This window comes from Agromyces mediolanus (assembly GCF_044917495.1).
Lineage (GTDB): Bacteria > Actinomycetota > Actinomycetes > Actinomycetales > Microbacteriaceae > Agromyces > Agromyces mediolanus_B.
Map to the genome: position 1 here is coordinate 1 of NZ_JAVSSI010000014.1, position 26,966 is coordinate 26,966.

The 26,966-nt window shown below is 72.5% G+C and carries 23 protein-coding genes and 1 tRNA gene; 5 read left to right on the forward strand and 19 right to left on the reverse strand.

Features of this window, described 5'->3' with window-relative positions; genetic code table 11:
- Nucleotides 1-293 precede the first annotated feature (293 nt).
- The 4 genes from ROT00_RS16030 to topA all read right to left on the reverse strand — a co-directional run bounded on the left by ROT00_RS16030 (nucleotide 294) and on the right by topA (nucleotide 6,632).
- Entirely contained in the window at nucleotides 294-1,859 is a 1,566-nt protein-coding gene (locus ROT00_RS16030; RefSeq protein WP_404776036.1) for an alpha/beta hydrolase, read from the reverse strand.
- The gene (locus ROT00_RS16035) at nucleotides 1,856-3,112 is read right to left on the reverse strand and encodes a DNA polymerase III subunit delta' (RefSeq protein ID WP_404776037.1); all 1,257 of its coding nucleotides are present in this window, start codon (nucleotides 3,110-3,112) and stop codon (nucleotides 1,856-1,858) included. The genes ROT00_RS16030 and ROT00_RS16035 overlap by 4 nt, the downstream gene beginning before the upstream one ends.
- 110 nt (nucleotides 3,113-3,222) lie before the next feature.
- On the reverse strand, nucleotides 3,223-3,843 hold the full coding sequence (gene tmk / locus ROT00_RS16040) for a dTMP kinase (RefSeq protein ID WP_404776038.1): 621 nt from the start codon (nucleotides 3,841-3,843) through the stop codon (nucleotides 3,223-3,225).
- Entirely contained in the window at nucleotides 3,840-6,632 is a 2,793-nt protein-coding gene (topA, locus tag ROT00_RS16045; RefSeq protein WP_404776091.1) for a type I DNA topoisomerase, read from the reverse strand. Before topA ends, tmk begins: the two co-directional genes overlap by 4 nt.
- Before the next feature lie 177 nt (nucleotides 6,633-6,809).
- Between topA and ROT00_RS16050 the strand changes: the two genes are divergently transcribed.
- Nucleotides 6,810-7,046 carry a hypothetical protein gene (locus ROT00_RS16050; RefSeq protein WP_404776039.1) on the forward strand — a complete coding sequence of 79 codons (237 nt, stop codon included), beginning with the start codon at nucleotides 6,810-6,812 and terminating at the stop codon, nucleotides 7,044-7,046.
- Here ROT00_RS16050 and ROT00_RS16055 read toward each other — a convergent pair.
- The 5 genes from ROT00_RS16055 to ROT00_RS16075 all read right to left on the reverse strand — a co-directional run bounded on the left by ROT00_RS16055 (nucleotide 7,016) and on the right by ROT00_RS16075 (nucleotide 10,182).
- On the reverse strand, nucleotides 7,016-7,366 hold the full coding sequence (locus ROT00_RS16055) for an Rv3654c family TadE-like protein (RefSeq protein ID WP_404776040.1): 351 nt from the start codon (nucleotides 7,364-7,366) through the stop codon (nucleotides 7,016-7,018). The two genes, ROT00_RS16050 and ROT00_RS16055, sit on opposite strands and share 31 nt — an antisense overlap.
- Nucleotides 7,366-7,719: a TadE family type IV pilus minor pilin gene (locus tag ROT00_RS16060; protein ID WP_404776041.1), complete on the reverse strand. Its 354-nt coding sequence runs from the start codon at nucleotides 7,717-7,719 to the stop codon at nucleotides 7,366-7,368. The genes ROT00_RS16055 and ROT00_RS16060 overlap by 1 nt, the downstream gene beginning before the upstream one ends.
- Nucleotides 7,700-7,903: a DUF4244 domain-containing protein gene (locus ROT00_RS16065; RefSeq protein ID WP_404776042.1), complete on the reverse strand. Its 204-nt coding sequence runs from the start codon at nucleotides 7,901-7,903 to the stop codon at nucleotides 7,700-7,702. The genes ROT00_RS16060 and ROT00_RS16065 overlap by 20 nt, the downstream gene beginning before the upstream one ends.
- Nucleotides 7,904-8,038: 135 nt before the next feature.
- A complete protein-coding gene (locus ROT00_RS16070) occupies nucleotides 8,039-9,067 on the reverse strand; it encodes a type II secretion system F family protein (protein WP_404776043.1) in 1,029 nt (342 codons plus the stop codon).
- Nucleotides 9,064-10,182, reverse strand: coding sequence for a TadA family conjugal transfer-associated ATPase (locus ROT00_RS16075; protein ID WP_404776044.1), 1,119 nt, complete (start codon nucleotides 10,180-10,182; stop codon nucleotides 9,064-9,066). The genes ROT00_RS16070 and ROT00_RS16075 overlap by 4 nt, the downstream gene beginning before the upstream one ends.
- 451 nt (nucleotides 10,183-10,633) lie before the next feature.
- Here ROT00_RS16075 and acs point away from each other — a divergent pair, with 451 nt between their 5' ends.
- The gene (gene acs, locus ROT00_RS16080) at nucleotides 10,634-12,589 is read left to right on the forward strand and encodes an acetate--CoA ligase (protein WP_404776045.1); all 1,956 of its coding nucleotides are present in this window, start codon (nucleotides 10,634-10,636) and stop codon (nucleotides 12,587-12,589) included.
- A gap of 83 nt (nucleotides 12,590-12,672) precedes the next feature.
- Here the strand turns inward: acs and ROT00_RS16085 are convergent, their stop codons facing one another.
- A complete protein-coding gene (locus tag ROT00_RS16085; RefSeq protein WP_404776046.1) occupies nucleotides 12,673-13,140 on the reverse strand; it encodes a RidA family protein in 468 nt (155 codons plus the stop codon).
- A gap of 2 nt (nucleotides 13,141-13,142) precedes the next feature.
- Nucleotides 13,143-13,370 (reverse strand): Sp36 family protein, encoded by a 228-nt coding sequence (locus tag ROT00_RS16090; RefSeq protein ID WP_376932133.1) that lies wholly within the window; start codon nucleotides 13,368-13,370, stop codon nucleotides 13,143-13,145.
- A 219-nt stretch (nucleotides 13,371-13,589) separates the two neighbouring features.
- On the opposite strand from ROT00_RS16090, the gene ROT00_RS16095 reads away from it, so the two are divergent.
- Nucleotides 13,590-16,163 carry a transglycosylase domain-containing protein gene (locus ROT00_RS16095; RefSeq protein ID WP_404776047.1) on the forward strand — a complete coding sequence of 858 codons (2,574 nt, stop codon included), beginning with the start codon at nucleotides 13,590-13,592 and terminating at the stop codon, nucleotides 16,161-16,163.
- Nucleotides 16,160-17,140, forward strand: a complete 981-nt coding sequence (locus ROT00_RS16100) for a metallophosphoesterase (protein WP_404776048.1) — start codon at nucleotides 16,160-16,162, stop codon at nucleotides 17,138-17,140. The genes ROT00_RS16095 and ROT00_RS16100 overlap by 4 nt, the downstream gene beginning before the upstream one ends.
- Before the next feature lie 90 nt (nucleotides 17,141-17,230).
- Here ROT00_RS16100 and ROT00_RS16105 read toward each other — a convergent pair whose 3' ends face one another.
- On the reverse strand, nucleotides 17,231-17,683 hold the full coding sequence (locus ROT00_RS16105; protein WP_404776049.1) for a peptidoglycan-binding domain-containing protein: 453 nt from the start codon (nucleotides 17,681-17,683) through the stop codon (nucleotides 17,231-17,233).
- A 172-nt stretch (nucleotides 17,684-17,855) separates the two neighbouring features.
- Between ROT00_RS16105 and ROT00_RS16110 the strand changes: the two genes are divergently transcribed.
- Nucleotides 17,856-17,932: transfer RNA gene (locus tag ROT00_RS16110), tRNA-Pro, on the forward strand.
- Nucleotides 17,933-18,016: 84 nt separating this feature from the next.
- On the opposite strand, the gene ROT00_RS16115 is transcribed toward ROT00_RS16110, so the two are convergent.
- From ROT00_RS16115 to ROT00_RS16145, 7 genes are all read right to left on the reverse strand, one after another.
- Nucleotides 18,017-19,339 (reverse strand): UDP-glucose dehydrogenase family protein, encoded by a 1,323-nt coding sequence (locus tag ROT00_RS16115; RefSeq protein WP_404776050.1) that lies wholly within the window; start codon nucleotides 19,337-19,339, stop codon nucleotides 18,017-18,019.
- Between the two features lie 82 nt (nucleotides 19,340-19,421).
- Nucleotides 19,422-20,273: a universal stress protein gene (locus tag ROT00_RS16120; protein ID WP_404776051.1), complete on the reverse strand. Its 852-nt coding sequence runs from the start codon at nucleotides 20,271-20,273 to the stop codon at nucleotides 19,422-19,424.
- 77 nt (nucleotides 20,274-20,350) lie between these two features.
- Nucleotides 20,351-21,001 (reverse strand): thymidine kinase, encoded by a 651-nt coding sequence (locus tag ROT00_RS16125; RefSeq protein ID WP_404776052.1) that lies wholly within the window; start codon nucleotides 20,999-21,001, stop codon nucleotides 20,351-20,353.
- Between the two features lie 55 nt (nucleotides 21,002-21,056).
- Complete coding sequence (locus ROT00_RS16130) at nucleotides 21,057-22,232, reverse strand: hypothetical protein (protein ID WP_404776053.1); 1,176 nt, start codon at nucleotides 22,230-22,232, stop codon at nucleotides 21,057-21,059.
- Nucleotides 22,229-23,668, reverse strand: a complete 1,440-nt coding sequence (locus ROT00_RS16135; RefSeq protein WP_404776054.1) for a sensor histidine kinase — start codon at nucleotides 23,666-23,668, stop codon at nucleotides 22,229-22,231. The genes ROT00_RS16130 and ROT00_RS16135 overlap by 4 nt, the downstream gene beginning before the upstream one ends.
- A gap of 96 nt (nucleotides 23,669-23,764) precedes the next feature.
- Nucleotides 23,765-24,904, reverse strand: a complete 1,140-nt coding sequence (locus tag ROT00_RS16140; RefSeq protein WP_404776055.1) for an Rv2578c family radical SAM protein — start codon at nucleotides 24,902-24,904, stop codon at nucleotides 23,765-23,767.
- A 148-nt stretch (nucleotides 24,905-25,052) separates the two neighbouring features.
- Complete coding sequence (locus ROT00_RS16145; RefSeq protein WP_404776056.1) at nucleotides 25,053-26,738, reverse strand: ABC-F family ATP-binding cassette domain-containing protein; 1,686 nt, start codon at nucleotides 26,736-26,738, stop codon at nucleotides 25,053-25,055.
- Nucleotides 26,739-26,966: the final 228 nt, after the last annotated feature.

Sequence of the window (26,966 nt, forward strand, 5' to 3'; positions counted from 1 at the left end):
GCGGACCTGGCGCTGGCCGCCGGCGGGACCGCTCCCCGCCCGCCCACCCCCCCCGGGCAAGGCGCGACAGCGGTCGTACCTGGGGCCACCCGGCGGCGCCCTCCCCCGCCCCCACCCCCCCCCGCCCGCCCCCCCGCCCCCCACCCCCCCCCCCCCGCCCCCCCCCCCCCCCCCCCCCCCCCCCCCCGCCCCGCCCCCCCCCCCCCCCCCCCCCCCCCCCCCCCCCCGCCCCCCCCCCCCCCCCCCCCCCCCCCCCCCCCCCCCCCCCCGGCCGGGTCATCCGCGGTGGACGATCAGCACTTCGGGTCGCTCGCCGGCACCGTGCCGTCGATGAAGTACTGCTCGACGGCGTCGTTCACGCAGGCGTTCGACTTGTTGTACGCCGTGTGACCTTCGCCCTCGTAGCTCACGAGCACGCCCGAGTCGAGCTGTTCGGCGAGCGAGACGGCCCAGTCGTACGGCGTCGCCGGGTCGCCGGTGGTGCCGATGACGAGGATCGGCGCCGCCCCCTCGGCGTGGATCTGCTCGCGGGTCGCGTCGCCCTGGACGGGCCACAGCTCGCAGCCGCCGCCCGTGTCGTAGCCCCAGTACGGCCCGATGACCGGGGCGGCGGCGATGATCTCGGCCGCCTCGGCCTGGAGGTCGCCCGCGCCGTCGCGGAGCGGGTAGTCGAGGCAGTTGATCGCCCGGAACGCCTCGGTGGAGTTGTCGTTGTAGGTGCCGTCGGGATTGCGCCCGTAGTAGAAGTCGGCGAGGGTCAGCGCCATGTCGGCGTCGCCGAGCATGACCGAGTCGAACATCTGCGACAGGTAGCTCCACGAGTCGGGGCTGTAGAGCGCGGCGATGATCGCCGTGAGGTAGGTGTCGGCGCCGACGAGCCGGCCGTCACTGCCCCGCAGCGGGCTGGCGTCGAGCGACGCGGCGAGCGCGCCGACCTCGGCCATGCCGGCATCCACGTCGCCCGAGAACGGGCAGTCCGCCGAGCTCTGGCAGTCGGCCATGTACGCGCGGAGCGCCTGCTCGAACCCGATCGCCTGCGCCTTCGAGACCTCGAACTCGCTCGCCGCCGGGTCGATGGCGCCGTCGAGCACGAGGCGGCCGACCTTCTCGGGGTAGAGGCCGGCGAAGGTCGCACCGAGGAACGTGCCGTAGGAGTAGCCGAGGTAGTTCAGCTTCGTGTCGCCGAGCACCGCCCGCAGCAGGTCGAGGTCGCGCGCCGCGCTCACCGTGTCGACGTAGCCGAGGAGCTCGCCCGTGTTCTCGGCGCAGGCCGCGCCGAAGTCCTCGAAGTTCTTCGAGGATGCCGCGATCCACTCCGCGCTCCCGCGCTTCCCCGGCGGGATCGTGAACAGCGCCTCATCCATGCCCGCCGCGTCGTAGCAGACGACGGAACTCGACTTGCCGACCCCGCGCGGGTCGAAGCCGACCACGTCGAAGCGCTCCTGCAGCGGCTGGCCGACCGCGAAGTCGAGCGAGTCGGCGATGAGGTCGACGCCCGAGGCGCCCGGACCGCCGGGGTTCACGAGGAGCGAGCCGATGCGGTCGCCGGTCGCCCGGTGCCGCACGAGGGCGAGCTCGATCTCGCCCGCGGACGGGTCGTCCCAGTCGAGCGGCGCCTTCGCGGTCGAGCACTCGAGCTTCTCGCCGCAGGCCTTCCAGCCGAGGATCTGCGAGTAGAACGGCTGCAGCTCGGCGGACACCTGCTCCCCCGTGGGGGTCGAGGTCGCCTCCGGCTTCGGGAAGAGCCCGCCGAGGTCGGGGAAGCAGCCGCTCAGGAGCAGCGCGACCGCCGCGACGATCCCCACCGCCCCGATGCGCCTCCTGGCGCGCGCTCCCCCTGCCGTGCCGTTCCGGATCATGCGGCCCCCCGTTCGGTTCCTGGTCGTCTGATGGCGCTCACGAGCATCGCCTCGAGCGCGAGCGCCGGGGCGACGTTGCCCTCGATGCGGGTGCGCGCGAGCTGGATGGCGTCGAGGGTGGCGAGCGACCGCGCCGGGCTCGCCGAGGCGGCCGCGGCGCGGAGCTCCGGCTCGATCTCGCGGTTCACGAGCTGCACCCCGGCCTCGAGCTGCAGCAGCAGCACATCGCGGTAGAGCGAGGCGAGGTCGACGAGGATCCGGTCGATGCCGTCGCGCAGGCTCCGCGTCGCCCGGCGCTTCTGCTCGTCTTCGAGCGCCTTGATCTGGGAGCGCAGGGCGGGCGGGATCGCCTGGCCGGGCGCGAGGCCCAGCGAACGGAGCGCGTGCTCGCGCTCCTCCTGGTCGCGCAGCTCGGTGATCGCCTTCGCGTCGTCGCCGGCGATCTCGAGGAGCCGCGAGGCGGTCATCACGGCCGTCGCCGAGGAGCGCACCCCGAGGGCGAGCCGGAGGGTCTCGGCGCGACGGCTGCGCGCCTCCTCGTTCGTGGCGAGCCGGTGCGCCATCCCGATGTGGCTCTGCGCCTCCCGCGCCGCACGTTCGGCGAGCACGGGGTCGACGCCGTCCCGGCGCACGAGCAGCTCGGCGACGTCGGCGACGCTCGGCACCTGCAGCCGCACGGAGCGGACGCGCGAGCGGATGGTCGGGATGAGGTCGGCCTCGCTCGGCGCGCAGAGGATCCAGACGGTGCGCTCCGGCGGCTCCTCGAGCTCCTTCAGCAGGACGTTCGACGTCTGCTCGGTCATGCGGTCGGCGTCCTCGACGACGATGACGCGGTGCCGGCCGACCGACGGGGCGTAGTGCGAGCGCTTCACGATGTCGCGGACGTCGGCGACCTTGATGATGACGCCCTCGGTCGTGAGCACGTGCAGATCGGGATGACTCCGCGCCTCGACCTGGATACGGGTCGGCTCGTCGCCGTCCGGATCGCCCGCGATGAGCGCGGTGGCGAAGGCGTAGGCGAGGTTCGAGCGACCGGACCCGGGCGGACCGGTGATGAGCCAGGAATGGGTCATGGTGCGCGGATCGGCGCCCGCTGCGGCATCCGGAGCGGTCTCGGCGCTGCGCTCGTCGGCACCATGCCCGTCGGCACTGCGCTCGACCGACCGGCTCCCGCTGCGCGTCGACGCCGAGGCCGCCGCGCGGAACACCGCGATCGCGGCGTCCTGCCCGGTCAGCTCGCTCCACACGCTCACGCTGCCACGCTACCTTCCGCCGCCGACGCGGCGCGCGGCATCCGCTCGCACGGCGCCTGCGCTCCCGCCGCCGACGCGGCGCGCGGCATCCGATCCCCCGCCCGCGCCATCTAGAGGAGCGGTTCGATCCGCGCTCGGAGCTCGGCGGCGATCTCCTCCGCAGGCTTCGACGCGTCGACGACGATCACGCGGTCGGGCTCGGCCTCGGCGATCGCGAGGTAGGCCTCGCGCACCCGCCGATGGAACTCGGATGCCTCCGCCTCGAGCCGGTCGTACCGTGTGCGCGACGCGTCGAGGCGCGTGCGCGCCGCCTCCGGGTCGAGATCGAGCAGCACGGTGAGGTCGGGGGCGAGCTCCTCGGTCGCCCACTCGGACAGTGCCCGGATCTCGCGGCTGTCGAGCACGCGACCCGCACCCTGGTAGGCCACGGAGGAGTCGATGTACCGGTCCTGCAGCACGACGGCGCCGCGCTCGAGCGCCGGCCGCACGAGCGTCGCGACGTGGTGCGCGCGGTCGGCCGCGTAGAGCAGCGCCTCGGCGCGGGGCGCGATGTCGCCGCGATGGTGCAGCACGATCTCCCGTACCTCGACGCCGACCTCCGTGCCGCCGGGCTCGCGGGTGCGGACGACCTCCCGGCCGAGCCCGCCCAGCCACTCGCGAAGGAGCTCCGCCTGGGTGGTCTTGCCGGAGCCGTCGCCGCCCTCGAGGGTGATGAAGAGCCCCCGGGTCACGCCTGGCTCTTCTTCGGCGCGGCCTTCTTCGCGGTCGTCTTCTTCGGCGCGGCCTTCTTCGCGGTCGTCGCGCGCTTGGCCCGCGGCTTCGCCGGGCCCTTCTCCCGCTTCAGCTGGAGCAGCTCGACTGCGCGCTCGAAGGTGATGTCCTCGACCGACTCCGCCCGGGGAATGGTCGCGTTCGTCTCGCCGTCGGTGACGTAGGGCCCGAAGCGGCCGTCCTTGACCTTGATCGGCTTCCCGCTCACCGGGTCGGCGTCGAACTCCTTCAGCGCACTGGAGGCGCGACGCGCACCGTACTTCGGCTGCGCGAGCAGCTCGAGCGCGCCGGCGAGGTCGAGGTCGAAGATCGCGTCCTCGCTCGGCAGGGTGCGGGTCTCCGCGCCCTTCTTCAGGTAGGGGCCGTAGCGCCCGTTCTGCGCGGTGATCTCGTCACCGGACTCCGGATCCTGCCCGATGACGCGCGGCAGGTCGAGCAGGCGGATCGCGATGTCGAGGTCGACCTCGGCGGGGTCCATGGACTTGAAGAGCGATGCCGTGCGCGGCTTTGCCGCGGCGGCCTTCTTCGCGCCGCGCTTCGGCTTCGCCTCGACGACCTCGCCGGTGGCGGCGTCGACCGTGGTCTCCGCCGGCGCCGGCTCGGGCTCGAGCTCGGTCACGTAGGGACCGAAGCGACCGTCCTTCACGACGATCTGCTTGCCGTTGGCGGGGTTCTGCCCGAGCACGCGATCGCTCTGCACCGGGGCCTCGATGAGCTCGCGCGCCTTCTCGACGGTGAGCTCGTCGGGGGCGAGCTCCGGCGGGAGGTTCACCCGCCGCGGCGTCGCGTCGGGTGCCGCGCCCTCCTCGACGACCTCGAGGTAGGGGCCGTACTTGCCGATGCGGAGCGTCACGTCGGGCGCGATCGCCATCGAGTTGATCTCGCGCGCGTCGATCTCGCCGAGATTGTCGACGACCTGGCGGAGACCGCGGTGCCGCTCGCTGCCGAAGTAGAACTCGTTCAGCCAGTCGACGCGGTCGGCCTCACCGGCGGCGATGCGGTCGAGATCGTCCTCCATCTCGGCGGTGAAGTCGTACTCGACGAGATCGCCGAAGTGCTCCTCGAGGAGGCGCACGACCGAGAACGCGGTCCAGCTCGGCACCAGGGCCTGGCCGCGCTGCGTCACGTAGCCGCGGTCGAGGATCGTCGAGATGATCGAGACGAACGTCGAGGGCCGGCCGATGCCGAGCTCCTCGAGTCGCTTCGTGAGGCTCGCCTCCGTGTAGCGCGGCGGGGGGCTGGTCTCGTGCCCCTTCGCCTCCAGCTCGGCGAGCTCGACCTCCTGGCCCTCGGCGAGCTGCGGCAGCTTCGCGTCGCCGGCGTCGTCGGCGTTGCGCTCCTCGTCGCGGCCCTCCTCGTACGCGGCGAGGAAGCCCCGGAACGTGATGACGGTGCCGCTCGCGGTGAACTCCGCGACGGTGCCGCCCACCGGGGTCGTCGGCTCGGCCGGGGCCTGCGCGGATGCCGCGGTCGGACCGACCTCGATCGTGACCGTGGCGGTCTGCCCCTTGGCATCGGCCATCTGCGAGGCGACGGTGCGCTTCCAGATCAGGTCGTAGAGATCGAACTCCCGCCCGCGGAGCGAGCCCTGGAGCGAGGACGGAGTGCGGAAGACCTCGCCGGAGGGGCGGATCGCCTCGTGCGCCTCCTGCGCGTTCTTCGACTTGCCGGCGTAGTGGCGGGGCTTGTCGGGCACCGAGTCTGCGCCGTAGAGCTTCGTGGCCTGCGCCCGGGCGGCCGCGATCGCCTGCTGCGACAGCGAGTTCGAGTCGGTGCGCATATAGGTGATGTAGCCGTTCTCGTAGAGCGACTGCGCCACGCGCATGGTGTCCTTCGCCGAGAGGCGGAGCTTGCGGGCCGACTCCTGCTGCAGCGTCGACGTCGTGAACGGGGCGGCGGGCCGGCGCGAGTACGGCTTCGACTCCACCTTGGCGACGCGGCGGGCGACGGTGTCGTCGCGGAGCGCTGCGGCCAGTGCGGAGGCCGTCGGCTCGTCGAGGACGACCGCGGCGGAGGTCAGCCGGCCGTCGTCGTCGAAGTCGCGGCCGGTCGCGATCCGCTTGCCGCCGACGCGCACGAGCTTCGCGGCGAAGGCGCTGCCCGGGGCATCCGTCGCGAAGGTGCCGACGAGGTCCCAGTAGCCCGCGGCGACGAAGGCGAGGCGCTCCCGCTCGCGGTCGACGACGAGGCGGGTCGCGGCCGACTGCACGCGCCCGGCGGAGAGGCCGGGGCCGACCTTCCGCCACAGCACGGGCGAGACCTCGTAGCCGTAGAGGCGGTCGAGGATGCGCCGCGTCTCCTGCGCGTCGACGAGCGAGGTGTCGAGCTCGCGGGTGTTGTCCTTGGCCGCGAGGATCGCGTCCTTGGTGATCTCGTGGAAGACCATGCGGCGCACGGGCACCTTCGGCTTCAGCTCCTGGAGCAGGTGCCACGCGATCGCTTCGCCCTCGCGGTCTTCATCGGTGGCGAGCAGGAGCTCGTCCGCTCCCTTCAGCGCGCGCTTCAGTTCGGCGACCGTCTTCTTCTTCGCGTCGGAGACGACGTAGTACGGCTCGAAGCCGTTGTCGACGTCGACCGAGAACTTGCCGAGCGGGCCCTTCTTGAGCTCCGGCGGGAGGTTCTTCGGCTCCACGAGGTCGCGGATGTGGCCGACGGACGACAGCACCTCGTACCCGTCGCCGAGGTACGCGGCGATGGACTTCATCTTGGTCGGCGACTCGACGATCACCAACTTCTTGCCTGACACCAGACTCCTCTTTACATTCGAGACGAGAGTGCAGCGGAACGCCGCGCCCCCGAGCGGTGTGCTGTCCGCCGACGCCGTGCGCCGACAGCCACACGATACACACCCTGGCCGGGAGCGCACCTCCGCCACGGTGGCGTATCCACCCCTTGCGGTTCGACACGGGCGGAGGAGAATGACCGCATGGACACGTCATCCTCCGGCTCCTACACCGCCAAGCTGATCGACGGGCCGCTCGAGGGCAAGACCGTCGCGACCGCGTTCCTCGAGGGCGGCGATCCCCGCCCGCGGATCGAATTGAACGCCGACGCCGGCAAGCGCTACATCTACGCGCGGGGCGCCGGGCTCGAGTTCGACGCGCCGGGCGACGCGCGGCCGACCGCGGTCGACTACCGCTTCATCGAGACCGTGTTCGACTGAGCTCCCGCGGGCGGTCCGGCGCGCGACGTCGCGGAGACGGTGCCGAGCGGAAGCGCGATCTCGACGCGGACTCGAACCGTCGCCGCATCGGCATCACACGCGACGAGCACCGCGTCGTTCCGCCGCGCGAGCTCATCGGCGAGTTCGCACGGCACCCCGCCGACGAGTCCGCGCAGCGCATCCGCTGCGGCGAGCGCGGCAGCGTCCGCGGCATTCGCCGCGCGCTGACGCTCGACGTGCACGCCGAGCAGGGGCAGCACGGTGAGGGCGGTGATCGCGCAGGCCCCCGCCACGCCGATCGCGAGAACCGCACCGGCCATCACCGACCCCCGGCGAGGGCGCACGAGGACGCGCGCAGCTCGACCGCGGCGAGCAGACCGCCCGCAGGGGCCGTGATCGTCGCGCAGACGAACTCGCCATCGGGCACGGAGCTGAGTGCGACGGCACGACCGGCGACCCGGGAGGCGATCGCCGCGGCGGCGGCGTCGGATTCGCCCCGGCCGAGCGCGCGGGCGGCGTCGGCCGCACCGTCGCTCAATCGCACCTGCTGCGCGGTGAGCAGCACGGCGCCGAGGCAGATCGCGAGGACCGCGGCGACTGCGGGCAGCGCGACCGCGAGCTCCGCGGTCGCGCTGCCCCGCTCGCCGCGCAGCTCAGCCGACGCTGAGCGCATTCCGCACGAGCTCGGTCAGGATGCCGCGCACCTCGTCACCCCGGAGGATGACGACGAGCAGGCCCGCGAAGCCGACGGCGGCCATCGTGGCCACCGCGTACTCGGCGGTCGCGGCACCGCGCTCGTCGGCGAACCGGCGCGCGATGCGGTCCCCGAGGGATGCGCGGCGCGTTCGCGCCGTCATCCCCCTCGCCGTGACCGCCGGTGCGGGTGCCGTCGGCGTCGTCGTGCATGCGCCGCGGAATCTCGGATGCTGCATGGTTCTCCCTCTTTTCTTCTGTGGCCGCTGCTGCGGCCGGCGGTGGCACGAGTCGGACGGTCAGCCGGCGGCCTCGAAGGTGCCGGACACGACCGAGATGATGAGCGGAGCGACGCCGACGAGCACGAACGCCGGGAGCACGCAGACGCCGAGCGGGATCATGAGGCGCACGCCGAGCGCCGCCGCTCGGGCGACGCCCTCCGTGCGCGCCGCACGGCGAACGCGGAACGCCTCGGCGCGGAGGAGTTCGGCCACCGGGGCTCCGGCCGCCGCCGCCAGGCCGACGATGCGCTCGATGCCCGCACCATCGGCGTGCCCGGGCTGCGGTGCGTGCTCGTCGTCCGCCCGGATCGCCGCCCCCACGAGCTCCCGCGCTCGTTCGAGCGAGGCGCCGCCCGTCATCGCGATCGCCAGCAGGTCGTACTCGAGTCCGGCGTCAGCCGATCCCGCCGAGGCGCGTGCGGCCAGCGCTCGATTCCAGCGTCGTCCGGCCCAGAGCAGCCCGAGGCCGGCGAGCAGGCAGCCGAGGCCGAGCGGCGAGCCGAGCAGCACGCCGATCGTGTCGAACCCGAGCACCGCCCCGAACCCGACCGCGATGAGCGGCAGCCAGCCGACCAGCCGGGCGCTCGCGTTCGGCCCCGACAGCGCGCCGCCCACCTCGCGCCGGAGCTGGGCCTCGTCGCGCAGCGCACCGGCGAGCTCCCGGAGACTCCCGGCGAGCGGGGCCCCGCAGACGGAGGCGACCTCCCAGGCGGCGGCGAGCGTACGCCACGCCCCGCTGCGCTGGTGCTCGCGGAGCGCGGTGTGCACCGGCCGTCCGGCGCGGGCGGCGGCCGCCGCCCGGACGAGCGGTTCGAGCGGCGCACCGGGGGCGCCCTGCCCGCTGCGGGTGGTGCTCTCCTCGGCCGGCACGAGGTGGGCCCACGCGGCACCGACCCCGATGCCGGCCGCGAGGAGCGTCGCGAGCTGCTCGGCCACGGCGGCCACCTGGTCGATCGCCGCTTCCGCCTCCCGCTCGCGGCGACGGCCGCGACCGAACCGATCGGCGATCGCGCCCGGGATGCCGGCGGGCCGCTCGGCCGGGATCATCGGACCTCCTCGACGACGAGCCGGTCGTGCGCCAGGGCGAGTCGGCCGATCGCGACGAGGGTCCGCGCACCGCCGCGCCGTTCGAGATGCAGGATGAGGTCGAACGCGCTGACCGCCTGCCGGGCGACGGCCTCGGCGCTGAGTCCGGCCGAGGCGCCGAGCGCCTCGAGGCGGGCGGGCACGTCGGCGAGGGAGTTCGCGTGCATCGTGCCCGCACCGCCGTCGTGTCCGGTGTTCAACGCCGAGAGCAGCTCCCGCAGCTCCGGCCCCCGGCACTCGCCGACGACGAGTCGGTCCGGTCGCATGCGCAGCGCCTCCCGCACGAGGGCGTCGAGCCCGATGCGGCCGGCGCCCTCGAGGTTCGGCTGCCTCGCTTCGAGCGCGACGACGTGCGCGTGGCGGATCGCCACCTCGGCGACGTCTTCGATGACGACGAGCCGCTCGTGCGGCGGCGCCTCCCCAAGCAGCGCGGCGAGGAGGGTGGTCTTGCCGGTCCCTCCGGCACCGGTGATCAGCAGGTTCTCGCGTTCGGCGACTGCACGGAGCAGCCGGTGGAGCTGCTCCGCGTCGAGCATGCCGCGGTCGGCGAGCGCGGCGAGGGACTGGCCGGCGGCCCGAGGGATGCGGACGGAGAGCAGGGTGCCCCCGGTCGATACGGGCGGCAGCACGGCGTGGACTCGGATGCCGGTGCCGAGCCGGACGTCGACGGCGGGGCTCGCCTCGTCGAGGTGGCGCCCGCCGCGCGCCACGAGGCCGATCGCGAGCGCCCGGACCGCGGCCTCGTCGGCCGTCCAGGCGGGCTCGTGCACCGCGCCGCGGCCTCGGTCGACCCAGAGCCCGCGCTCGCCGTTCACGAACAGGTCGGTCACCCCGGGGCCGTCCGCGAACGGGGCGAGTGCGCCGAGGAGGTCGAGTTCGAGCGTCGGTGCGACGCTCGACGGCGTGGCCTCGCCCGTGAGCTCGGCGTGCGAGCCCCGGCCGGCGAGGCCGCCCCGCTCGGGAGCGGCGTCGCGCTGCGCGTGCCCGCCTGCTGCGGAGCGGTGACTCGACTGGGCTGCGGACGAGCCGTCGGCTGGCTGCGCCCACGAGGGGACGGCGACGAAGGGAGCGGTCATGGCGGCGAGCGTACGGCGCCGTCGCGGACGCTCGGGCGCCCGCACGATCGCTCGGGGACGGCGAGCCTCCTCCACGCCGTTGTGGAGGAGGACCCGGGCCGTGGCGCCGGTTAAAAGAAGGGGGCGGCACCCATTGGGGGGAACAGGTGCCGCCTCGGCAGCGTACCGATTGGGGGGAATGCGGCACGCTGCAGGCCTCGAAACGAGTGTTCGGGCGGTACCCAGTGTAGGGCTTCTCGATTCATGCGCAAGTACTTTTTGTCCTCATTTGTGCGGACAGACAGAATTCTCTGCGCGAACCCTCAGACAGTTGTAGATCACCCGAGAACGGCCGGCCGCATGTCGCCGACCGACACAGTGTACGACGGGCTTCCAGGCTGGCGGTAGGGTGCTGGGTGGGGCAGGCGAACCCATCCGATCCATGCACATCGCGAAGGAGCGACCGAGAACCATGACCGCACAGATCGATCACGCGCTCGAGGAGATCCGGCGTTTCCGCCCGAGCCCCGAGTTCGCCGCCCAGGCCGTCGCCGACGAGAGCCTGTACCGCCGCGCCGCCGACGACCGTCTCGGCTTCTGGGCCGAGCAGGCCCGCGAGCTCATCCAGTGGGAGACGCCGTTCACCGAGGTGCTCGACTGGACCAACCCGCCCTTCGCCCGCTGGTTCGGCGACGGTCGACTGAACGTCGCCGCGAACTGCCTCGACCGGCACGTCGACGCCGGCTACGGCGACCGCGTCGCCATCCACTGGGAGGGCGAGCCGGGAGACAGCCGCACCATCACGTACGCGCAGCTGACCGACGAGGTCAAGCGCGCCGCGAACGTGCTCGCCGGACTCGGCATCGGCCAGGGCGACCGCGTCGCCATCTACCTGCCGATGATTCCCGAGGCGGTCGTGTCGATGCTGGCCGTCGCGCGTCTCGGCGCCATCCACTCGGTCGTCTTCGGCGGCTTCAGCGCCGACAGCCTCGCCTCGCGGATCGACGACGCGGAGGCGAAGCTCGTCATCACCGCCGACGGCGGCTACCGCAAGGGCAAGGTCTTCCCGCTGAAGCCCGTCGTCGACGACGCACTCGACCGCGCGACCGGCGGCAGCGTCGAGAACGTGCTCGTCGTGCAGCGCGGCGGCAACGAGGTCGGCTGGACGGCCGGTCGCGACCAGTGGTGGCACGACACGGTCGCGAAGGCCCCGGCCGAGCACACCGCCGAGGCGTTCGACGCCGAGAACCCGCTCTTCATCCTGTACACCTCCGGCACCACCGGGAAGCCCAAGGGCATCCTGCACACCTCGGGCGGGTACCTCACCCAGGCGGCGTTCACCCACAAGAACGTCTTCGACCTCCACCCCGAGACCGACGTGTACTGGTGCACCGCCGACGTCGGCTGGATCACCGGCCACTCCTACGTCGTCTACGGCCCGCTCGCGAACGGCGCCACGCAGGTGCTCTACGAGGGCACCCCCGACAGCCCGCACCCCGGACGCTGGTGGGAGATCGTCGAGAAGTACCGCGTCTCGATCCTCTACACCGCGCCGACGGCCATCCGCTCCTTCATGAAGCTCGGCCGCCAGATCCCGCACGAGTTCAACCTGCGCTCGCTGCGGGTGCTCGGCTCGGTCGGCGAGCCGATCAACCCCGAGGCGTGGATCTGGTACCGCCACGTCATCGGCGGCGGCTCGATCCCCGTGGTCGACACGTGGTGGCAGACCGAGACGGGGGCGATCATGATCTCGGCCCTCCCCGGCGTCACCGATCTGAAGCCCGGCAGCGCCCAGGTGCCGGTTCCCGGCATCTCCGTCGACATCCTCGACGACGATGGCAAGCCGGTCGGCGGCGAGGACGGCGGCCTGCTCGTCATCACCGAGCCCTGGCCCGCGATGCTCCGCGGCATCTGGGGCGACCCGGAGCGGTTCAAGGAGACCTACTGGGAGAAGTTCGGCGACAAGTACTTCGCCGGCGACGGCGCCCGCCGCGACGAGGACGGCGACATCTGGCTGCTCGGCCGCGTCGACGACGTCATGAACGTCTCCGGCCACCGCCTCTCGACGGCGGAGATCGAGTCGTCGCTCGTCGCGCACCCGTGGACCGCCGAGGCCGCCGTCGTCGGCGCCGCGGACGAGACCACCGGTCAGGCCGTGGTGGCCTTCGTCATCCTGAAGGCCAGCCAGGCCGACCGGGTGACCGATGTCGCGGAGGCGTCCGAGGAGCTGCGCCGCCACGTCGCGACGCAGATCGGCGCGATCGCGCGGCCCCGTCAGGTGTTCATCGTGAACGAGCTGCCGAAGACCCGCTCGGGCAAGATCATGCGCCGCCTGCTGCGCGACCTCGCCGAGGGCCGCCAGGTCGGCGACACGACGACGCTCGCCGACACCTCGGTGATGACGGCGATCACCGAGCAGGTGCGCTAAAGCGAACGCGGGTTCAGCTCGGCTCTGAACGACGGATGCCCCGGCGGGAAGCTTCCCGCCGGGGCATCCGCGTCGAGCGTGACTCAGGCGAACTCGACCACGAGCTCCAGCTCGACCGGGGCGTCCAGCGGCAGCACCGCGACGCCGACCGCCGAGCGCGCGTGGCGGCCGGTGTCGCCGAAGATCTCGCCGAGCAGCTCCGAGGCGCCGTTGATGACCCCGGGCTGGCCGGAGAACGACGGGTCGGAGGCGACGAAGCCGACGAGCTTGACGATGCGGGTCACCCGGTCGAGCGAGCCGATCTCCGCGCGCACCGCGGCGAGCGCGTTCAGCACGGCGGTGCGGGCGTAGCTCTTCGCGTCGTCGGCCGGGACGAGCCCGTGGCCGTCGCCGACCTTGCCGGTCGCCGGGAGGGCCCCGGACACGAAGGGGAGCTGCCCGCTCGTGTAGACGTACGAGCCGGTGACGACCGCGGGGATGTAGGCGGCCACGGGCGGCGCCACCTCGGGCAGCTGGATGCCGAGCTCGGCGATGCGGGCTTCGAACGACATGATCAGGCCTCTCCCTCGAACTGCTTGGCGGCCTGCGCGGCCGCTGCCGCACCGGCGGATGCCGCGGCGGACGCCTCCCCGCCGACGGGGCGCTTCAGGTAGGCGACGAGCCCGCCCTCGGGGCCCTGCACGATCTGCACGAGCTCCCAGCCCTCCGATCCCCAGTTGTTCAGGATCGCGGCCGTGTTGTGGATCAGCAGCGGGGTGGTGATGTACTCCCAGGTCGTCATAGCGCTCCAGAGCTCGATCTGCGGGGTGTGATGGACGAAGCGGGCGTTCCGCGCGGGCATTCCGGCATCCGATCGTGACGAATCCGGCGTGTCAGCCGCGGAATTCCGGCACACCCGCGTAGCGGGGTTTTGCCAGCCTTCTCCGTTAGGCTCCACTATATGTCTGCCAAAAATCGTACGGCGAGCGGCGCCGCCGGGGGCCTTCTGGGCATCCTCGGCATGAGCGCGCTCGCTGGTGTGCTCGTCACGGCCGCCGTGACGCCGGCGCTCGCCGTGACCGGCATGGCCGCCAACAACAGCATCACGATGTTCGAGAACCTGCCCGGGTACCTCGAGATCGACCCGCTCGCACAGAAGTCGACGATCTACGCGATGAAGCCGGACGGCACGCCCTCCGCCATGGCGTACTTCTACGACGACAACCGCGAAGAGGTGGCCTTCGACTACATGTCGCAGTACCTCAAGGACGCGGCGGTCGCCGGTGAGGACCCGCGCTTCTACGAGCACGGCGGCGTCGACGTCGTCGGCACCGTCCGCGGTGCGCTCAGCACCCTCGGCGGCAACACGCAGGGCGGTTCGTCGATCACGCAGCAGTACGTGAAGAACGTGCTCGTGAACAACGACATGTCCAAGGCGAAGACCGAGGAGGAGCGGCAGGCGGCCTGGGAGGAGCACACCAAGACCACCGTCGACCGCAAGCTCAAGGAGATGCGCTACGCCATCTCGGTCGAGAAGAAGTACACGAAGGACGAGATCCTCACCGGGTACCTCAACATCGCCGGCTTCGGCGGGCAGGTCTACGGCGTCCAGGCAGCCGCGCAGTACTACTTCGGCACCAACGCCCGCGACCTCTCCCTCGCCCAGGCCGCGAGCCTCATCGCGATCGTGAACTGGCCCGAGAAGTTCCGGCTCGACATGCCCGACAGCGAGACGAACGGCGCGAACAGCGTCGACAAGCAGGGCAACGTCGTGCCGTACCTCGAGAACAAGGAGCGGCGCGACTACATCCTCGGCAAGATGCTCGAGGAGAAGAAGATCACCAAGGAGGAGCACGACGCCGCTCTCGCGGAGCCCGTCGCTCCCAAGATCACGCCGCCGTCGCACGGCTGCCAGGCCTCGCCGAGCTACGCCTACTTCTGCGACTACGTGACGTGGGAGATCAAGAACAAGTTCGACGACCCCGCCACCGATGACGTCAACGAGGGCGCGCGCCTGCTCGCCCGCGGCGGCCTCGACATCTACACGACGATCGACATGGACCTGCAGAACGCGGCGAACTCCGCGATCCACGAGTACGTGCCGGGCAGCATCGCCGAGGCGAACATCGGCAGCTCCGCGGTCTCCGTCGAGGTCGGCACCGGGCGCATCCTGGCGATGGCCCAGAACACCACGTACAACGTCGACCCAGAGGTCACGGGCGACCAGTACGACGCGGTGAACTACAACGCGACGATCGACTACGGCAGCTCGCACGGCTTCCAGCCCGGTTCGACGTTCAAGATCTTCACGCTCGGCGAGTGGCTCATCGAAGGGCACTCGGTGAACGAGACCGTCGACGCGCGCCGCCGCTCCGACTGGGGCACCTTCAAGAACACCTGCGGCGGCGACATCAACGCCGGCGACTGGAACCCCCGCAACGACGAGGGCGAGGCCGGCGGCAACTGGAGCGCGCTGTACAACACGCAACAGTCGAAGAACACCGGCTTCATCGCGATGGCGAAACAGCTCGACCTGTGCGGCATCAAGAACACCGCGACGGCGCTGATGAGCGCCGGCCGGGCCGACGGCAAGCCGCTCGGCGAGGGCGTGAACGAGAACGGCGACCAGATCACCTTCGGCCCCTCGGCCATCCTCGGCACCGAGGAGATCGCGCCCATCTCGATGGCGACCGCATTCGCCGCGGTCGCCGGCAAGGGCAAGTCCTGCACGCCGATCGCGATCGACCGCATCACCGACGGCAAGGGCGAAGCGGTCGAGGTGCCGAAGTCCACGTGCACGCAGGCCGTGACCGAAGACGTCGCAGCGGGCATGACCTACGCGCTCCAGCGCGTGATGACCGGCGGCACGGGCTCGACCTCTTTGTACCGCATGGACACCTCTGACACGCCGATGATCGGCAAGACCGGTACCACCGACGACGCCGAGGCGACGTGGATGAGCGGCGCCTCCTCGAAGGTGGCCACGGTGGTCGGCGTCTACAACGTGACGGGTCACACGAACCTCCGCGAGACCTACATCAACGGCGAACAGGCGGCCGGGCTGCGGCACTACATCTGGCCGCGCATCATGGACGTCGCGAACTTCAAGTACGGCGGAGACGGCTTCCCCGACCCGAAGGAAGAGTACCTGGTCACCCCGACCGCGAATGTGCCGAACGTGCTGGGCCTCGCCCCCGAGGCGGCGCAGAAGGCGCTCGAGGACGCCGGCTTCGCGTGGAGCATGGACGGCGACGTCGACTCCGACCAGCCGAAGGGCACGATCGGCGCGCAGAACCCGAGCGGCACTGCGCCGCGCGGTTCGGCGATCTCGCTGAAGATCAGCCGCGGCAACGTCACAGCGGTGCCGAACGTCGTGGGTGCTCAAGCCGATCAGGCCGAGGCCGCGCTCACCGCCGCCGGCTACCGGGTCGATCGCAAGGAGCAGGACGCGACCGATCCGAGCCAGGTGGGCCTCGTGCTCTCGCAGACGCCGGGTGGCGGCGAGAAGGCGAAGCCGGGCACCAAGGTCACCATCGTCATCGGCAAGGCCAAGGACGGTAACAACGGCAACGGCGAAGGCGGGGGCGACGGTTGACCGGAGCACGCGGGCCGGCGCCCGCCGCGCGGATCGCACTGGCGATCGGCGCGGCGGGCGCCGCCGTCTTCGCCTACGGCGCCCTCGTCGAACGGAAGAACTACACGCTGCGCACCGCCTCGGTGCCCGTGCTGCCGGCGGGTTCGACGCCCATCAAGGTGCTGCACCTGAGCGACCTGCACATGGCACCGTGGCAGCGCGACAAACAGGCGTGGGTGCGCGAGCTCGCTCGACTCGAGCCCGACCTCATCGTGGACACCGGCGACAACCTCGGCCACCGCGACGGGCTCGCCGGCATCCGGGCGGCGTTCGCGCCGTTCGCCGGGGTACCGGGCGTCTTCGTCAACGGTTCGAACGATTACTTCGGCCCGCAGGCGAAGAACCCGTTCGCGTACTTCAGCGGCCCGAGCCGGCACCGGCGGCAGGCCGAGCGGCTCGACATCGGCGCACTGCACGCCTACTTCGCGGAGCTCGGCTGGACCGACCTCGACAACGCCGCCACGGCGCTCGAGATCAACGGCACCCGGCTCGAGTTCTTCGGCGTCGACGACCCGCATCGCGGCTACGACCGGCTCGACGTCATCACCGCGGCGATCGACGAGCTCCGTGCCGATGATCCGCTCGGCGACGAGAGCTGGCCCGACTCCGACGATGCAGCGCCCGCGCGACCGACGGTCACGATCGGCGTTTCGCACGCGCCCTACCAGCGCGTGCTGAACTCCTTCGTGAACCACGGCGCCCAGCTCATCCTCGCCGGGCATACGCACGGCGGCCAGGTTTGCGTGCCCGGATTCGGCGCCCTCGTCACGAACTGCGACATCCCCCGCGCGCAGGTGAAGGGACTGAGCGTCTGGCGACACGGCTTGCGCTCGGCGCACCTCAACGTCTCAGCGGGCATCGGCACCTCCATCTACGCCCCGGTGCGCTTCGCCTGCCCGCCGGAGGCGACTCTGCTGACGCTCACTCCGGTCGCGTAGCGCTGACGCTCACACCGGTCGCCTCGCGCTGTGAAACATGGCACGGGCCGATCCAAAGCTTCGGATCGGCCCGTCCCGGCGTCAGCGTCGTCAGTTCTGGAAGAACCCGACCCGGACCGCCTGGTTGAAGTACCTCCAGCTGTTGGCCCCCATGATGCCGTCGACCAGGCCCTGATACCCCTGCGTCTTGGCCCACCGCTGCATCGCCTTGTAGGTGTTCGTCCCAGGCACACCGTCGACCGGTCCGCCGTACTGCCAGAACCGCTTCAGATACGCCTGGAGCCCCTTCCAGCTGTTCGTTCCCATCACGCCATCGACGACACCGTTGTACTTGTACTCAGGTCCGCCGGCTGCGGCGGGTCCGCCCTGGATCCGACACTGGGCGGTCTGGCTGAGGTAGGTGTCATACGGGACGCCGTCACGCACGTGGTCCCGGCAGTACTGGGTCCACGTCAACGCGCTCGCGGGCGCCGTCGCCCCACCGATGGCCAATGCCGCCCCCAGGCCCATCGCCGCGATCCCGCTGATCAGTTTGCGCTTCATCTCCCCCTCGTTTCCGGTCGTCTGCGTCGACGACCACGATCCCCAGCCTCCAGCAGGGCGCAAGCGACACGCAATGTGCCAAAAGTTGTGTTTGCGACGGCGCATCGAGTGGTCAGCGGCCGTCGAAATATCGGCTATCCTTGTTGAGGCCCAGCGGCAACGCTCGGGCCACCGGGGTGTGGCGCAGCTTGGTAGCGCGCTTCGTTCGGGACGAAGAGGTCGCAGGTTCAAATCCTGTCACCCCGACCACAGCAGAACCCCCTCCGCGAGGAGGGGGTTCTTCGTTTTCTCCGGTCTTCCCGCTCCGGTCGCCGGGCCGGGTGCCCGCCCGCGCTACGGGCGACCGATCCCCCGGAAGGTCCAGCCCGCCTCGCGCCAGCGCGCGGCGTCGAGCACGTTGCGGCCGTCGATGATGGACTTCCCGGCGACGAGCGCCCCCGCCGCCACCGGGTCGAGCGCACGGAACTCGCGCCACTCCGTCACGAGCACGACGAGGTCGGCACCCCGGAGCGCCTCGCTCGTCGAACTCGTGTACTCGAGCTGCGGATGCCGCAGCCGCGCGTTCGCGATGCCCTCCGGGTCGGTCGCCACGACCTCCGCCCCCAGGCCTTTCAGCGCCACCGCGACGTCGAGCGCCGGCGAGTCGCGGACGTCGTCGGAGTCGGGCTTGAACGTCACCCCGAGGATCGCGATGCGCCGCTCGTGCACGGAGCCGCCGAGCGCCTCGACCGCGAGGTCGACCACGCGCTGGCGCTGCCGCAGGTTCACCGCGTCGACCTCGCGCAGGAACGCGAGCGCCTCCCCGCGGCCGAGCTCCTCCGCACGGGCGACGAAGCCGCGGATGTCCTTCGGCAGGCATCCGCCGCCGAAGCCGACACCGGCGTTCAGGAAGCGCCGCCCGATGCGGGCGTCGTGGCCGAGGGCGTCTGCGAGCGCGGTGACGTCGGCGCCGGTGACGTCGGCGATCTCGCTCATCGCGTTGATGAAGCTGATCTTCGTGGCGAGGAACGCGTTCGCCGAGACCTTCACGAGCTCCGCCGTGGCGTAGTCGGTCACGATGCGCGGGGTGCCCGCCTCCACGGCGGCGCGGTAGACCTGATCGAGCGCCGCGGCCTGCGCGCGGCCGGTCTCGTCGCCGCTCCCGCCGGAGACGCCGTAGACGAGCCGGTCGGGCTCGAGCGTGTCCTGCACCGCGAAGCCCTCCCGGAGGAACTCCGGGTTCCAGGCGAGACTCGCCCCCGGCGCCCGCTCCGCGAGCCGTGCGGCCAGCGTCGCCGCGGTGCCGACGGGGACGGTGCTCTTGCCGACGACGATCGCTCCAGGCGCGAGGTGCGGCAGCAGGGCGTCGAACGCGGCGTTCACATAGCTGAGGTCCGCGGCGTCCGAACGGGCCTGCTGCGGCGTGCCGACGGCGAGGAAGTGCACCTCGGCGCCCGCCGCCTGGGCGGGATCGGTGCTGAACCGCAAGCGGCCGCTCGCGATCGCCGAGCCGAGCAGCTCGGCGAGGCGGGGTTCGAAGAACGGCGGCCGACCCGCCGAGAGCTCGGCGATCTTGCGCTCGTCGACGTCGATGCCGACGACGGTGTGGCCGAGCTCTGCCATCGCGGCCGCGTGCACCGCTCCGAGGTACCCGCATCCGATCACGGAGACGTTCATCTGTGTCCTCCCGCGACCATTCTCGCAGCCGGCGACCGGGCGGGTGCGCAGTCGGCGGTGAACACGGGATGGCGAACCGGGCTCAGCGCACGACCACCGTCGGCGCCTCGAGGTGGGCGAGCACCCCGTGGCTGACCGAGCCGAGCAGGAAGCGCGCGATGGCGCCGCGCCCGTGGCTCCCGACGACGAGCAGCCGCGCCTCGTCGGCCGCGTCGGCGAGCGCCTGCACGGGGTCGCCGGCGATGACCTCGCGTCGGATTTCGAGCTCGGGGTGCGCGGACTCGACCGCGACGAGCGCCTCGTCGAGCAGTTCGGCCGCCGAGGCCTGCAGATCGTCGCTCGCGATCATCGCGACGCCGTAGCCGTACTCGCCGCCGACCATGACCGCGACGTCCCACGAGTGCACGGCCGTGAGCGGCTCTCCCCCGCGGACGGCTTCCTCGGCGGCGAAGACGAGCGCACGCGCGGATGCCTCGGAGCCGTCGACGCCGACGACGACCCCGCGCCGGGCGGAGACGTCGATGTCCGGCACGACGGCGACCGGGCTGTGACTGCCCGCGGCGATGCGCAGACTGTGGACGCCGCGGCGGCTCGCCCGCTTGCCCCCGTGCCAATCGCTGCCGACGACCAGGAGCGAGGCCTCCTTCGAGAGCCGGGAGAACACCTCGATGGGCGAGCCCTGCTCGAGGAGCTGCGTCGCGGCGAGCCCCGGGGCGACGCGCTCGACCGTCGCCGCGGCGCTGTCGAGGCATCCCTGCGCCGCCGTCTGCGCGGCGAGCAGCAGCTCGGCGTCGCCGGTGGCGGGGATCGCGTCGTCCACGACGTGCACGAGCCGCAACCGGGCTCCGGTGGCCAGGGCGCGCTTCGCCGCCCAGGCGACCGCCGCGTCCGTGGCGGCTCCTGCGGCGCTCACACCGACGATGATGTCGTTCATAGGGCCTCCGATCTCGGGCGTGACTCCATCCTGCCCCGGATCGGCGGCCACGTCACGGACCGGCTCAGTGCCGACCCTCAGTGCCGGCCGTTCAGCACCCCGCCGGACTCCTGCAGGTAGCAGACGCCGCAGAGCGACTCGTACTCCACCTCGATCTCGCCGCCGTCCCCGACCGGGCCTGCCGAGGTGTCGATCGCGACCTGGTCGCCGTCGAAGACGTACCGGCCGCCGATCCGCCGGCCGTTGAAGATCGCCTTGCGCCCGCAGCGGCAGATGGTCTTCAGCTCCTCGAGGCTGTGCGACACCTCGAGGAGGCGCCGGCTGCCCGGGAACGCGACGGTCTGGAAATCGGTGCGGATGCCGTACGCCAGCACCGGGATGCCGTCGAGGAGCGCGATGCGCAGGAGGTCATCGACCTGATCGGAGGTGAGGAACTGCGCCTCGTCGACGAGCAGGCAGCTGACGTCGCGCCCCGCGCGGTCGACGCGCCCGCTCCGGACGCGGTGCTGCTCGAACGCCTCGCGGACCGCCTCCTCGGGCGAGATGGTGAAGTCGACCTCGCGGGTCACCCCGAGCCGGGAGATGATCTCGCGATCGCCCTTGGTATCGACCGCGGGCTTCGCCAGGAGCACCCGGTGCCCGCGCTCCTCGTAGTTGAACGCGGCTTGGAGAAGCGCGGTCGACTTGCCCGAGTTCATCGCACCGTAGCGGAAGTAGAGCTTGGCCACGCGGGCGCCTCCAGGGGACGGGCCGGCGGCGCCGGCGGGCGTTCGGACTCGGCGCTCAGCCGAGCAGATAGTTCAACTCGACGATCGTACGCTCCCGCGAGATCCTCGACTCGGTACGGAACCCGACGGCGCGGGCGATCGCGACGATGCGTTCGAGGTCGCGGTGGCGCAGCGGAAGCTGCGCGGGGACGGCGGTCACCTCGATGCGGCCGGTGCCAGCCCCCTCGACGACCGCGATGCGCACCTCCGAGGAGCGGGTGCTGCCGCCGAGCCAGGAGACGATGGCGGTGAGCGCGGTGCGCTCGTCGCTCGTGAGGCGCGCCGCCGCCCCGCTCGGATCGTCGACGAGCACCTCGATGCCCGAGCCCGAGGCACCCCCGGCGCGGAGCGCATCGGCCAGGTCGTCGAGCCACGTCGCCTCGATCCCCGCCTTCATCGCGGCCTGGACGCTCTCGGCGAGCTCGCGCGCCCGATCGGCGTCGGCGACGGAGAGCCGCTCGGCGGCGACGACGGACGCGAGGAACGGCAGCACCTCGTGCGCCACGAGCGCCACCCGCGCCGAGCCGGCGGGAGCACCCAGCGCCGAGGACCCGGCGGGCTCGGCGCCGTCATCCGACACCTCCTGCTCGAGGGCCGCGCGGTTCACCTCGCGCTGCCAGCGGAGGATCGATCCGACGATGGAGTAGGAGTAGGCGGCGCCGGCCGCGGCGAGCGCGACGATCGCGACGGAGCCGACGAGCACGAGCGAGGCGACGGGCTGCGAGTTGCTCGCCGCCGCGGCATTGCCGGCGACGAGGATCGCGAGCACCCCGGACGACAGGCCGGCGGCGATGAGGAGGGCCGCCCAGCTCGCGTAGGGCGCCATGCAGAGGAGCAGCACGCCGATCGTGATGGGCCCGTAGTCGTCGTAGAGGACCGCGTCGTTGCCCATCGTGCTGACGTACTCCGCGACGGCCGCCGCCGTCGCGATCGTCGCGACGAGCCAGACCCGCTCGCTCGCGAAGCTCCCGCTCGAGGGGAGGATGCCGGTCACGAGCACCGTCGCGGCGGCCACGACGAGCAGGATGCCGAGCACCGCGGCGAACGGCGAACCGATCTCCGCGCGGTGGGCGAACGTCGAGACGAGCGAGATGGCCACGGCGGTGCCGGCACCGATCGTGACGAGCGGTCCCGCGGTGCCGCCCCCGATGGGATCGGCCTCCTGCTGGGTGAGGCTGAACCGGCCGCTCATCGCGGAACCTTCGGCATCGTCAGCACGATCGTCGTGCCGACGCCGGGCTTGGACCAGAGCCGGACCGTTCCGCCCTCGTGCTCCACGCGGGCGCGGATCGAGGTCCGTAGGCCGATCCGGTCGGCCGGCACTCGGGCTTCGTCGAAGCCGACGCCGGTGTCGATGACGGCCACGGTGAGCTCGTCCGCGCCGCCGCCGATCATGACCTCGGCGGAGCGGACGCCGGCGTGCCGCGCGACATTGACGAGGCACTGGCCGACCGCCGCGTCGAGGGCATCGAGCCGGGATGCTCCGAGCTCCACCAGGCGGGCGAGCTCGCCGCTCACCCGGACGTGGAGGTCCCCGTTGCTCGCCGCCTCGTGCGCCGTGGGCAGCACCTCCGCGAACGACCGGGCGGCGGCGCGCCCGCTGCCCGCGGCGGAGCGGTTCGCGTCGGACGGCCACGAAGGCTGGTGCGCCGGGCCGGTGCGCGTGGGGTCGACGGACTCGCCGCCCGCAGCGAGCTCCGTGCCGCCGTCACCGGCGGGGGGCGGAGCTTCGGAGACGGGCTCCCCCGCCGCGCCCGCCGGTCGCAGGGTCGCGGCGCCGGCGGCGCCCGCGGGCCCGCCGCTCCCCGCGCCGGCGGAGCGGCCCGCGGAGTCGTCGGCGAGCGCCCCGCGCGCGATGCCCCGCTCCGCGATCGATGCCGCCCAGTCCGGGCCGATCGCGAGGCTCAGCTCGCGGTCGATGTCCTGCCTGAGCCGGTCGTCGATCGTGCCCGAGCCGGCCGCGGCGACCATGGTCAGGTGCTGGAGGGCGAGCTCGTTCAGCCGCACCGAGGCGCGCAGGGCGAACTCCCGTCGGATCGCGGGGGCCGTCAGGTCGCCGTCGCCGGCCGACCCCGGCCGAGCGCGACCGTTGTACCGGCGATTCAGCCCGTCGAATCCGCGGACGAGGACGACGATGGCGAGCGCGAACGCCGCCGCGAGGTTCGGCACCCAGATCGTGCCGACCATCGCGGCTCCGACCACCGAGGCGAGCTCGCCGAGGAGCCAACCGCCACCCGCCCACCCGATCGCGCTCGCAGTGCCGCTGCCGGCCCCGCCGATGAGCACGAGCGCGACGCGCGGGAGCGCGGTGATGCTGTTGTTCGTCGTCGCGAACGTGCCGGAGCCCTGGAGGATCGGCGAGAGGAGGAACACGGCGGCGGCGCCCGCGGCGAGCGCGATCACGGCGGTCGCGACGTTCGGGCGCACGGCGTGCAGCGCCAGCGCCGCCGCTTGGCCGGCGACGAGGGCGGCCCCGAGCCACCCGTTCGTCGATCCGAGGTAGAGGGCGGCCAGGATGCCGATGCCCATGCCGACGGACAAGCAGACGAATGCCGCGGCGTGCCCGGCGTTGACGAGCGCGCGATGCTCCGCCGCGCGCGTCAACGGTGCGGGCAACCCATGGGTCATCGCCGCACCTCCCGAACGCACCGTCGAGCGCAGGGAAACCGACGGGCTGCAGCGAGAGTACCGCAGCGCGCGGGCCGCGCGCTGCGCATCCGGGCCTCAGAACAGCGTGTCGTCGGCGGCCCCGAGCGCACCGCCGAACGGTGCGACCCCGCCTCCCGGCCGCTCGCGAGTTCGCGACGCTCGCGCGCCGGACGCGAAGCGGCTGCCGGTCGCGCGCACCGACCCGCCCGAGCCCGTGGCGAGCGCCGAGGAACGCACCCCGCCCGTCACCGGGTCTTCGCTGCCGTAGCGCAGCCCGTGCGCCCGGATCATCGGGCGGATGCGCTCGCCGAGCCACTGGCGGTAGGCCTTCGGGGCGTAGCTGTTCTGGCCGTAGTACATGGACCGGTACTTCGGCACGAGCTCCGGATACCGCGCTTCGAGCCAGCTCATGAACCACGGCTTCACCCCCGGGCGCAGATGCAGCGCGCTGTGGATCACCGAGGTCGCCCCGGCGGCCTTGACCTGCCGCAGCGCCTCGTCGAGATGCGCGCGGGAGTCGGTGAGGTCGGGGAGGATCGGCATGAGGAAGACCGTGCAGTCGAAGCCCGCCTCGCGGATCGCCGTCACCGTGGCGAGCCGCGCCTTCGCGCTCGGCGTGCCCGGCTCGACCGCCTGCTGGAGCTCCGGGTCGTAGACGGCGATCGACATGGCGAGATCGACGGGCACCTGCTCGGCCGCCGCCTGGAGCAGGGGCAGGTCGCGGCGCAGGAGCGTGCCCTTCGTCAGCACGCTGAACGGGGTGCCGCTGCCGGCGAGCGCCTCGATGATGCCGGGCATGAGCGCGTACCGCCCCTCGGCCCGCTGGTACGGGTCGGTGTTCGTGCCGAGCGCGACCGGCTCGTGCCGCCACGACGGCCGCACGAGTTCCTTGCGCAGCACCTCGGCGACGTTCACCTTCACCACGATCTGCCGGTCGAAGTCGTCGCCGGCGTCGAGGTCGAGGTAGGTGTGCGTCGGCCGGGCGAAGCAGTAGACGCACGCGTGCGAGCAGCCCCGGTAGGGATTGATGGTCCACCCGAACGGCATCGACGACGGCCCGGGAACCCGGTTCAGCGCCGACTTCGCGAGCACCTCGTGGAAGGTCACGCCCGCGAACTCGGGGGTCTGCACCGACCGCACGAGCGTGCTCAGCTTCGCGAGCCCGGGCAGCGTCGAACTCTGCTCGACCTCGAGTTGCTGCCCGCTCCACCGCATGCCCATATTCGAACATATCTTCGAGTCATCCGCAAGCCCGAACCGCCGCCGGCTCCACGCCGGGTTGCCCGACTTCCATGAAAGTCGGGCAACCACGGGTGGAACGGGCGGCGCCGCCGGGCGAACACGAGTGGAGGCGACCGCGCGGTCAGGCGGCGGCGCGATCGAGCGGACGGCCCGCGGCGAGCCGCAGCTCCTCCCCCGTCCACCGGCGGCGCATCCAGCGATCGTGGCTCGCGATGAGCACGGCGCCCGGATACGTGCCGAGCGCCGCCTCGAGCTCCGTGGCCAGCGCGAGCGAGAGGTGGTTCGTCGGCTCGTCGAGGAGGAACACGTGCGGCGGCTTCGCGATCACCAGGGCGAGCGCCATCCGCCGCTGCTGCCCGACCGAGAGCCCGCCGATCGGCCGGTCCAGATCGCGCCGCGGCACGAGGCCGAGGCCCGTGAGCGGCACGAGCGCGGCCCGCTGCTCCCCCAGCACCCGCTCGTAGAGCGCACGGGGCGAGGCATCCGGGTCGGCGAAGCGGACGTCCTGCTCCAGGAGGCCCACCCGGAGCCCGCGCCGCCGCCGCACCGTGCCGGCGTCCGGGGCGATCCGCCCGGCGAGCAGCCCCAGCAGCGTCGACTTGCCCGCGCCGTTCGCCCCGGTGATCAGCACCCGGTCGAGCGCCTCCACCCGGAAGGCGTCGAGCCGGAGCCGATCGCCGACGCTCGCCCCCGCGAGTTGGATGAGCGGCCCGCCGTCCTCGCCGAGCGCCTGCGCACCCGTCGGGATGCCGGCGAACTCGAGCGCCGCCGGCGGTTTGCGCAGCTGCTCCCGCTCGAGCGTCTCGAGTCGGAGCTCGGCGTTCTGCACGCGCCGGGCGATCGCGGTGTCGGTGCGGCCCTGCTTGAACTTGGTGATGAACTTGTCGTTGTCGGTCGGGCCGCGCCGGTGGGACACGTTCCGCGCGGTCTCCCGGACCGCCTCGCGGAGCGAACGCAGCTCGCCCTGCTCCGCCTCGTACTGCCGCTGCCAGCGCGCACGCGCGTCGGCCTTGGCGTCGAGGTACTCGCTGAACGAGCCGCCGAAGACGGTGCCGCCGGTGGCGTCGAGCGGCACGTCCGCGGCCGAGCGGGCGGGGTCGAGGTCGAGCAGGCCCGTCGCGAGCCGGTCCAGGAACTCCCGGTCGTGGCTCGCGAAGACCACCGGCCCGCGCCACGCGCGGAGCCGGGCCTCGAGGAACTCTGCCGCGGCGTCGTCGAGGTGGTTCGTCGGCTCGTCGAGCAGCAGCGCGTCGGGCGCCCCGAGGAGGAGCGCCGCGAGCGCGAAGCGGCTGCGCTGGCCGCCGGACATCTCGCCGATGCGACGGTCGAGCCCGATGCCGGACACGCCCAGCCCGTCGAGGAGCTCGTCGCGGCGCGCCTCGACCGACCAGACCTCGGCGCGCTCCGCCGCGTCGAGCGCGGCCGCATAGCGCGCCTCGGCCGCCGGGGTCGCGTCGACGAGGGCGGTGGCCGCGGCATCCAGCTCGCGCTCGATGCCGCGGACCTCGGCGATCCGCGCCTCGATGACGTCGTCGATGCGTTCGTCGTCGCCGAAGGGGAGCTCCTGCAGGAGCAGGCCGATGCGGGCGGGGCGCGTCAGCCGGCCGTCGGCCCGCAGCCGCTCGGGCACGTCGCCGGCGAGCACCCGCAGCAGCGTGGACTTGCCGACGCCGTTCTCGCCGATGAGGCCGAGCCGCTGCCCGGGAGAGACGGTGAAGTCGAGATCGCGCAGCACGTCGCGATCGGCGTAGCCGGCCGAGAGACGCTCGGCGCGGAGGAAGGAGTTGGTGGAGTGGTGGACGGTCAAGGCGGACCCCGTTTCGCGAAGGGTGCCCCCGGGGCGTCGTGCGCACGGCGGCGGCGCAGCAGGGTCGGCGCGGAGCCGGGTGCTGCGTGACGGCCGGTCGCGCGGCGACGGCCCGGGAACGAGGGGTGACTCCCGCCGGGCATCTGCCGTGACGGTCGGGGTGCGCGGAACGCTGTCGCGATCAACGAAAAGAGCACACCCGATGTCGACGGCGCCTCAGGCGCGGGA

What these genes read in the sequence shown, in the direction of transcription:
- ROT00_RS16075 (WP_404776044.1), bottom strand. Translation starts at nt 10,182, where the DNA reads ATGACCGCTCCCTTCGTCGCCGTCCCCTCGTGGGCGCAGCCAGCCGAC.
- ROT00_RS16060 (WP_404776041.1), bottom strand. Translation starts at nt 7,719, where the DNA reads ATGCGCTCAGCGTCGGCTGAGCTGCGCGGCGAGCGGGGCAGCGCGACC.
- ROT00_RS16120 (WP_404776051.1), bottom strand. Translation starts at nt 20,273, where the DNA reads ATGAACGACATCATCGTCGGTGTGAGCGCCGCAGGAGCCGCCACGGAC.
- ROT00_RS16085 (WP_404776046.1), bottom strand. Translation starts at nt 13,140, where the DNA reads ATGTCGTTCGAAGCCCGCATCGCCGAGCTCGGCATCCAGCTGCCCGAG.
- ROT00_RS16050 (WP_404776039.1), top strand. Translation starts at nt 6,810, where the DNA reads ATGGACACGTCATCCTCCGGCTCCTACACCGCCAAGCTGATCGACGGG.
- acs (WP_404776045.1), top strand. Translation starts at nt 10,634, where the DNA reads ATGACCGCACAGATCGATCACGCGCTCGAGGAGATCCGGCGTTTCCGC.
- ROT00_RS16055 (WP_404776040.1), bottom strand. Translation starts at nt 7,366, where the DNA reads ATGGCCGGTGCGGTTCTCGCGATCGGCGTGGCGGGGGCCTGCGCGATC.
- ROT00_RS16065 (WP_404776042.1), bottom strand. Translation starts at nt 7,903, where the DNA reads ATGACGGCGCGAACGCGCCGCGCATCCCTCGGGGACCGCATCGCGCGC.
- ROT00_RS16030 (WP_404776036.1), bottom strand. Translation starts at nt 1,859, where the DNA reads ATGATCCGGAACGGCACGGCAGGGGGAGCGCGCGCCAGGAGGCGCATC.
- ROT00_RS16130 (WP_404776053.1), bottom strand. Translation starts at nt 22,232, where the DNA reads ATGAGCGGCCGGTTCAGCCTCACCCAGCAGGAGGCCGATCCCATCGGG.
- ROT00_RS16115 (WP_404776050.1), bottom strand. Translation starts at nt 19,339, where the DNA reads ATGAACGTCTCCGTGATCGGATGCGGGTACCTCGGAGCGGTGCACGCG.
- ROT00_RS16105 (WP_404776049.1), bottom strand. Translation starts at nt 17,683, where the DNA reads ATGAAGCGCAAACTGATCAGCGGGATCGCGGCGATGGGCCTGGGGGCG.
- ROT00_RS16135 (WP_404776054.1), bottom strand. Translation starts at nt 23,668, where the DNA reads ATGACCCATGGGTTGCCCGCACCGTTGACGCGCGCGGCGGAGCATCGC.
- ROT00_RS16095 (WP_404776047.1), top strand. Translation starts at nt 13,590, where the DNA reads ATGAGCGCGCTCGCTGGTGTGCTCGTCACGGCCGCCGTGACGCCGGCG.
- ROT00_RS16070 (WP_404776043.1), bottom strand. Translation starts at nt 9,067, where the DNA reads ATGATCCCGGCCGAGCGGCCCGCCGGCATCCCGGGCGCGATCGCCGAT.
- ROT00_RS16090 (WP_376932133.1), bottom strand. Translation starts at nt 13,370, where the DNA reads ATGACGACCTGGGAGTACATCACCACCCCGCTGCTGATCCACAACACG.
- ROT00_RS16140 (WP_404776055.1), bottom strand. Translation starts at nt 24,904, where the DNA reads ATGCGGTGGAGCGGGCAGCAACTCGAGGTCGAGCAGAGTTCGACGCTG.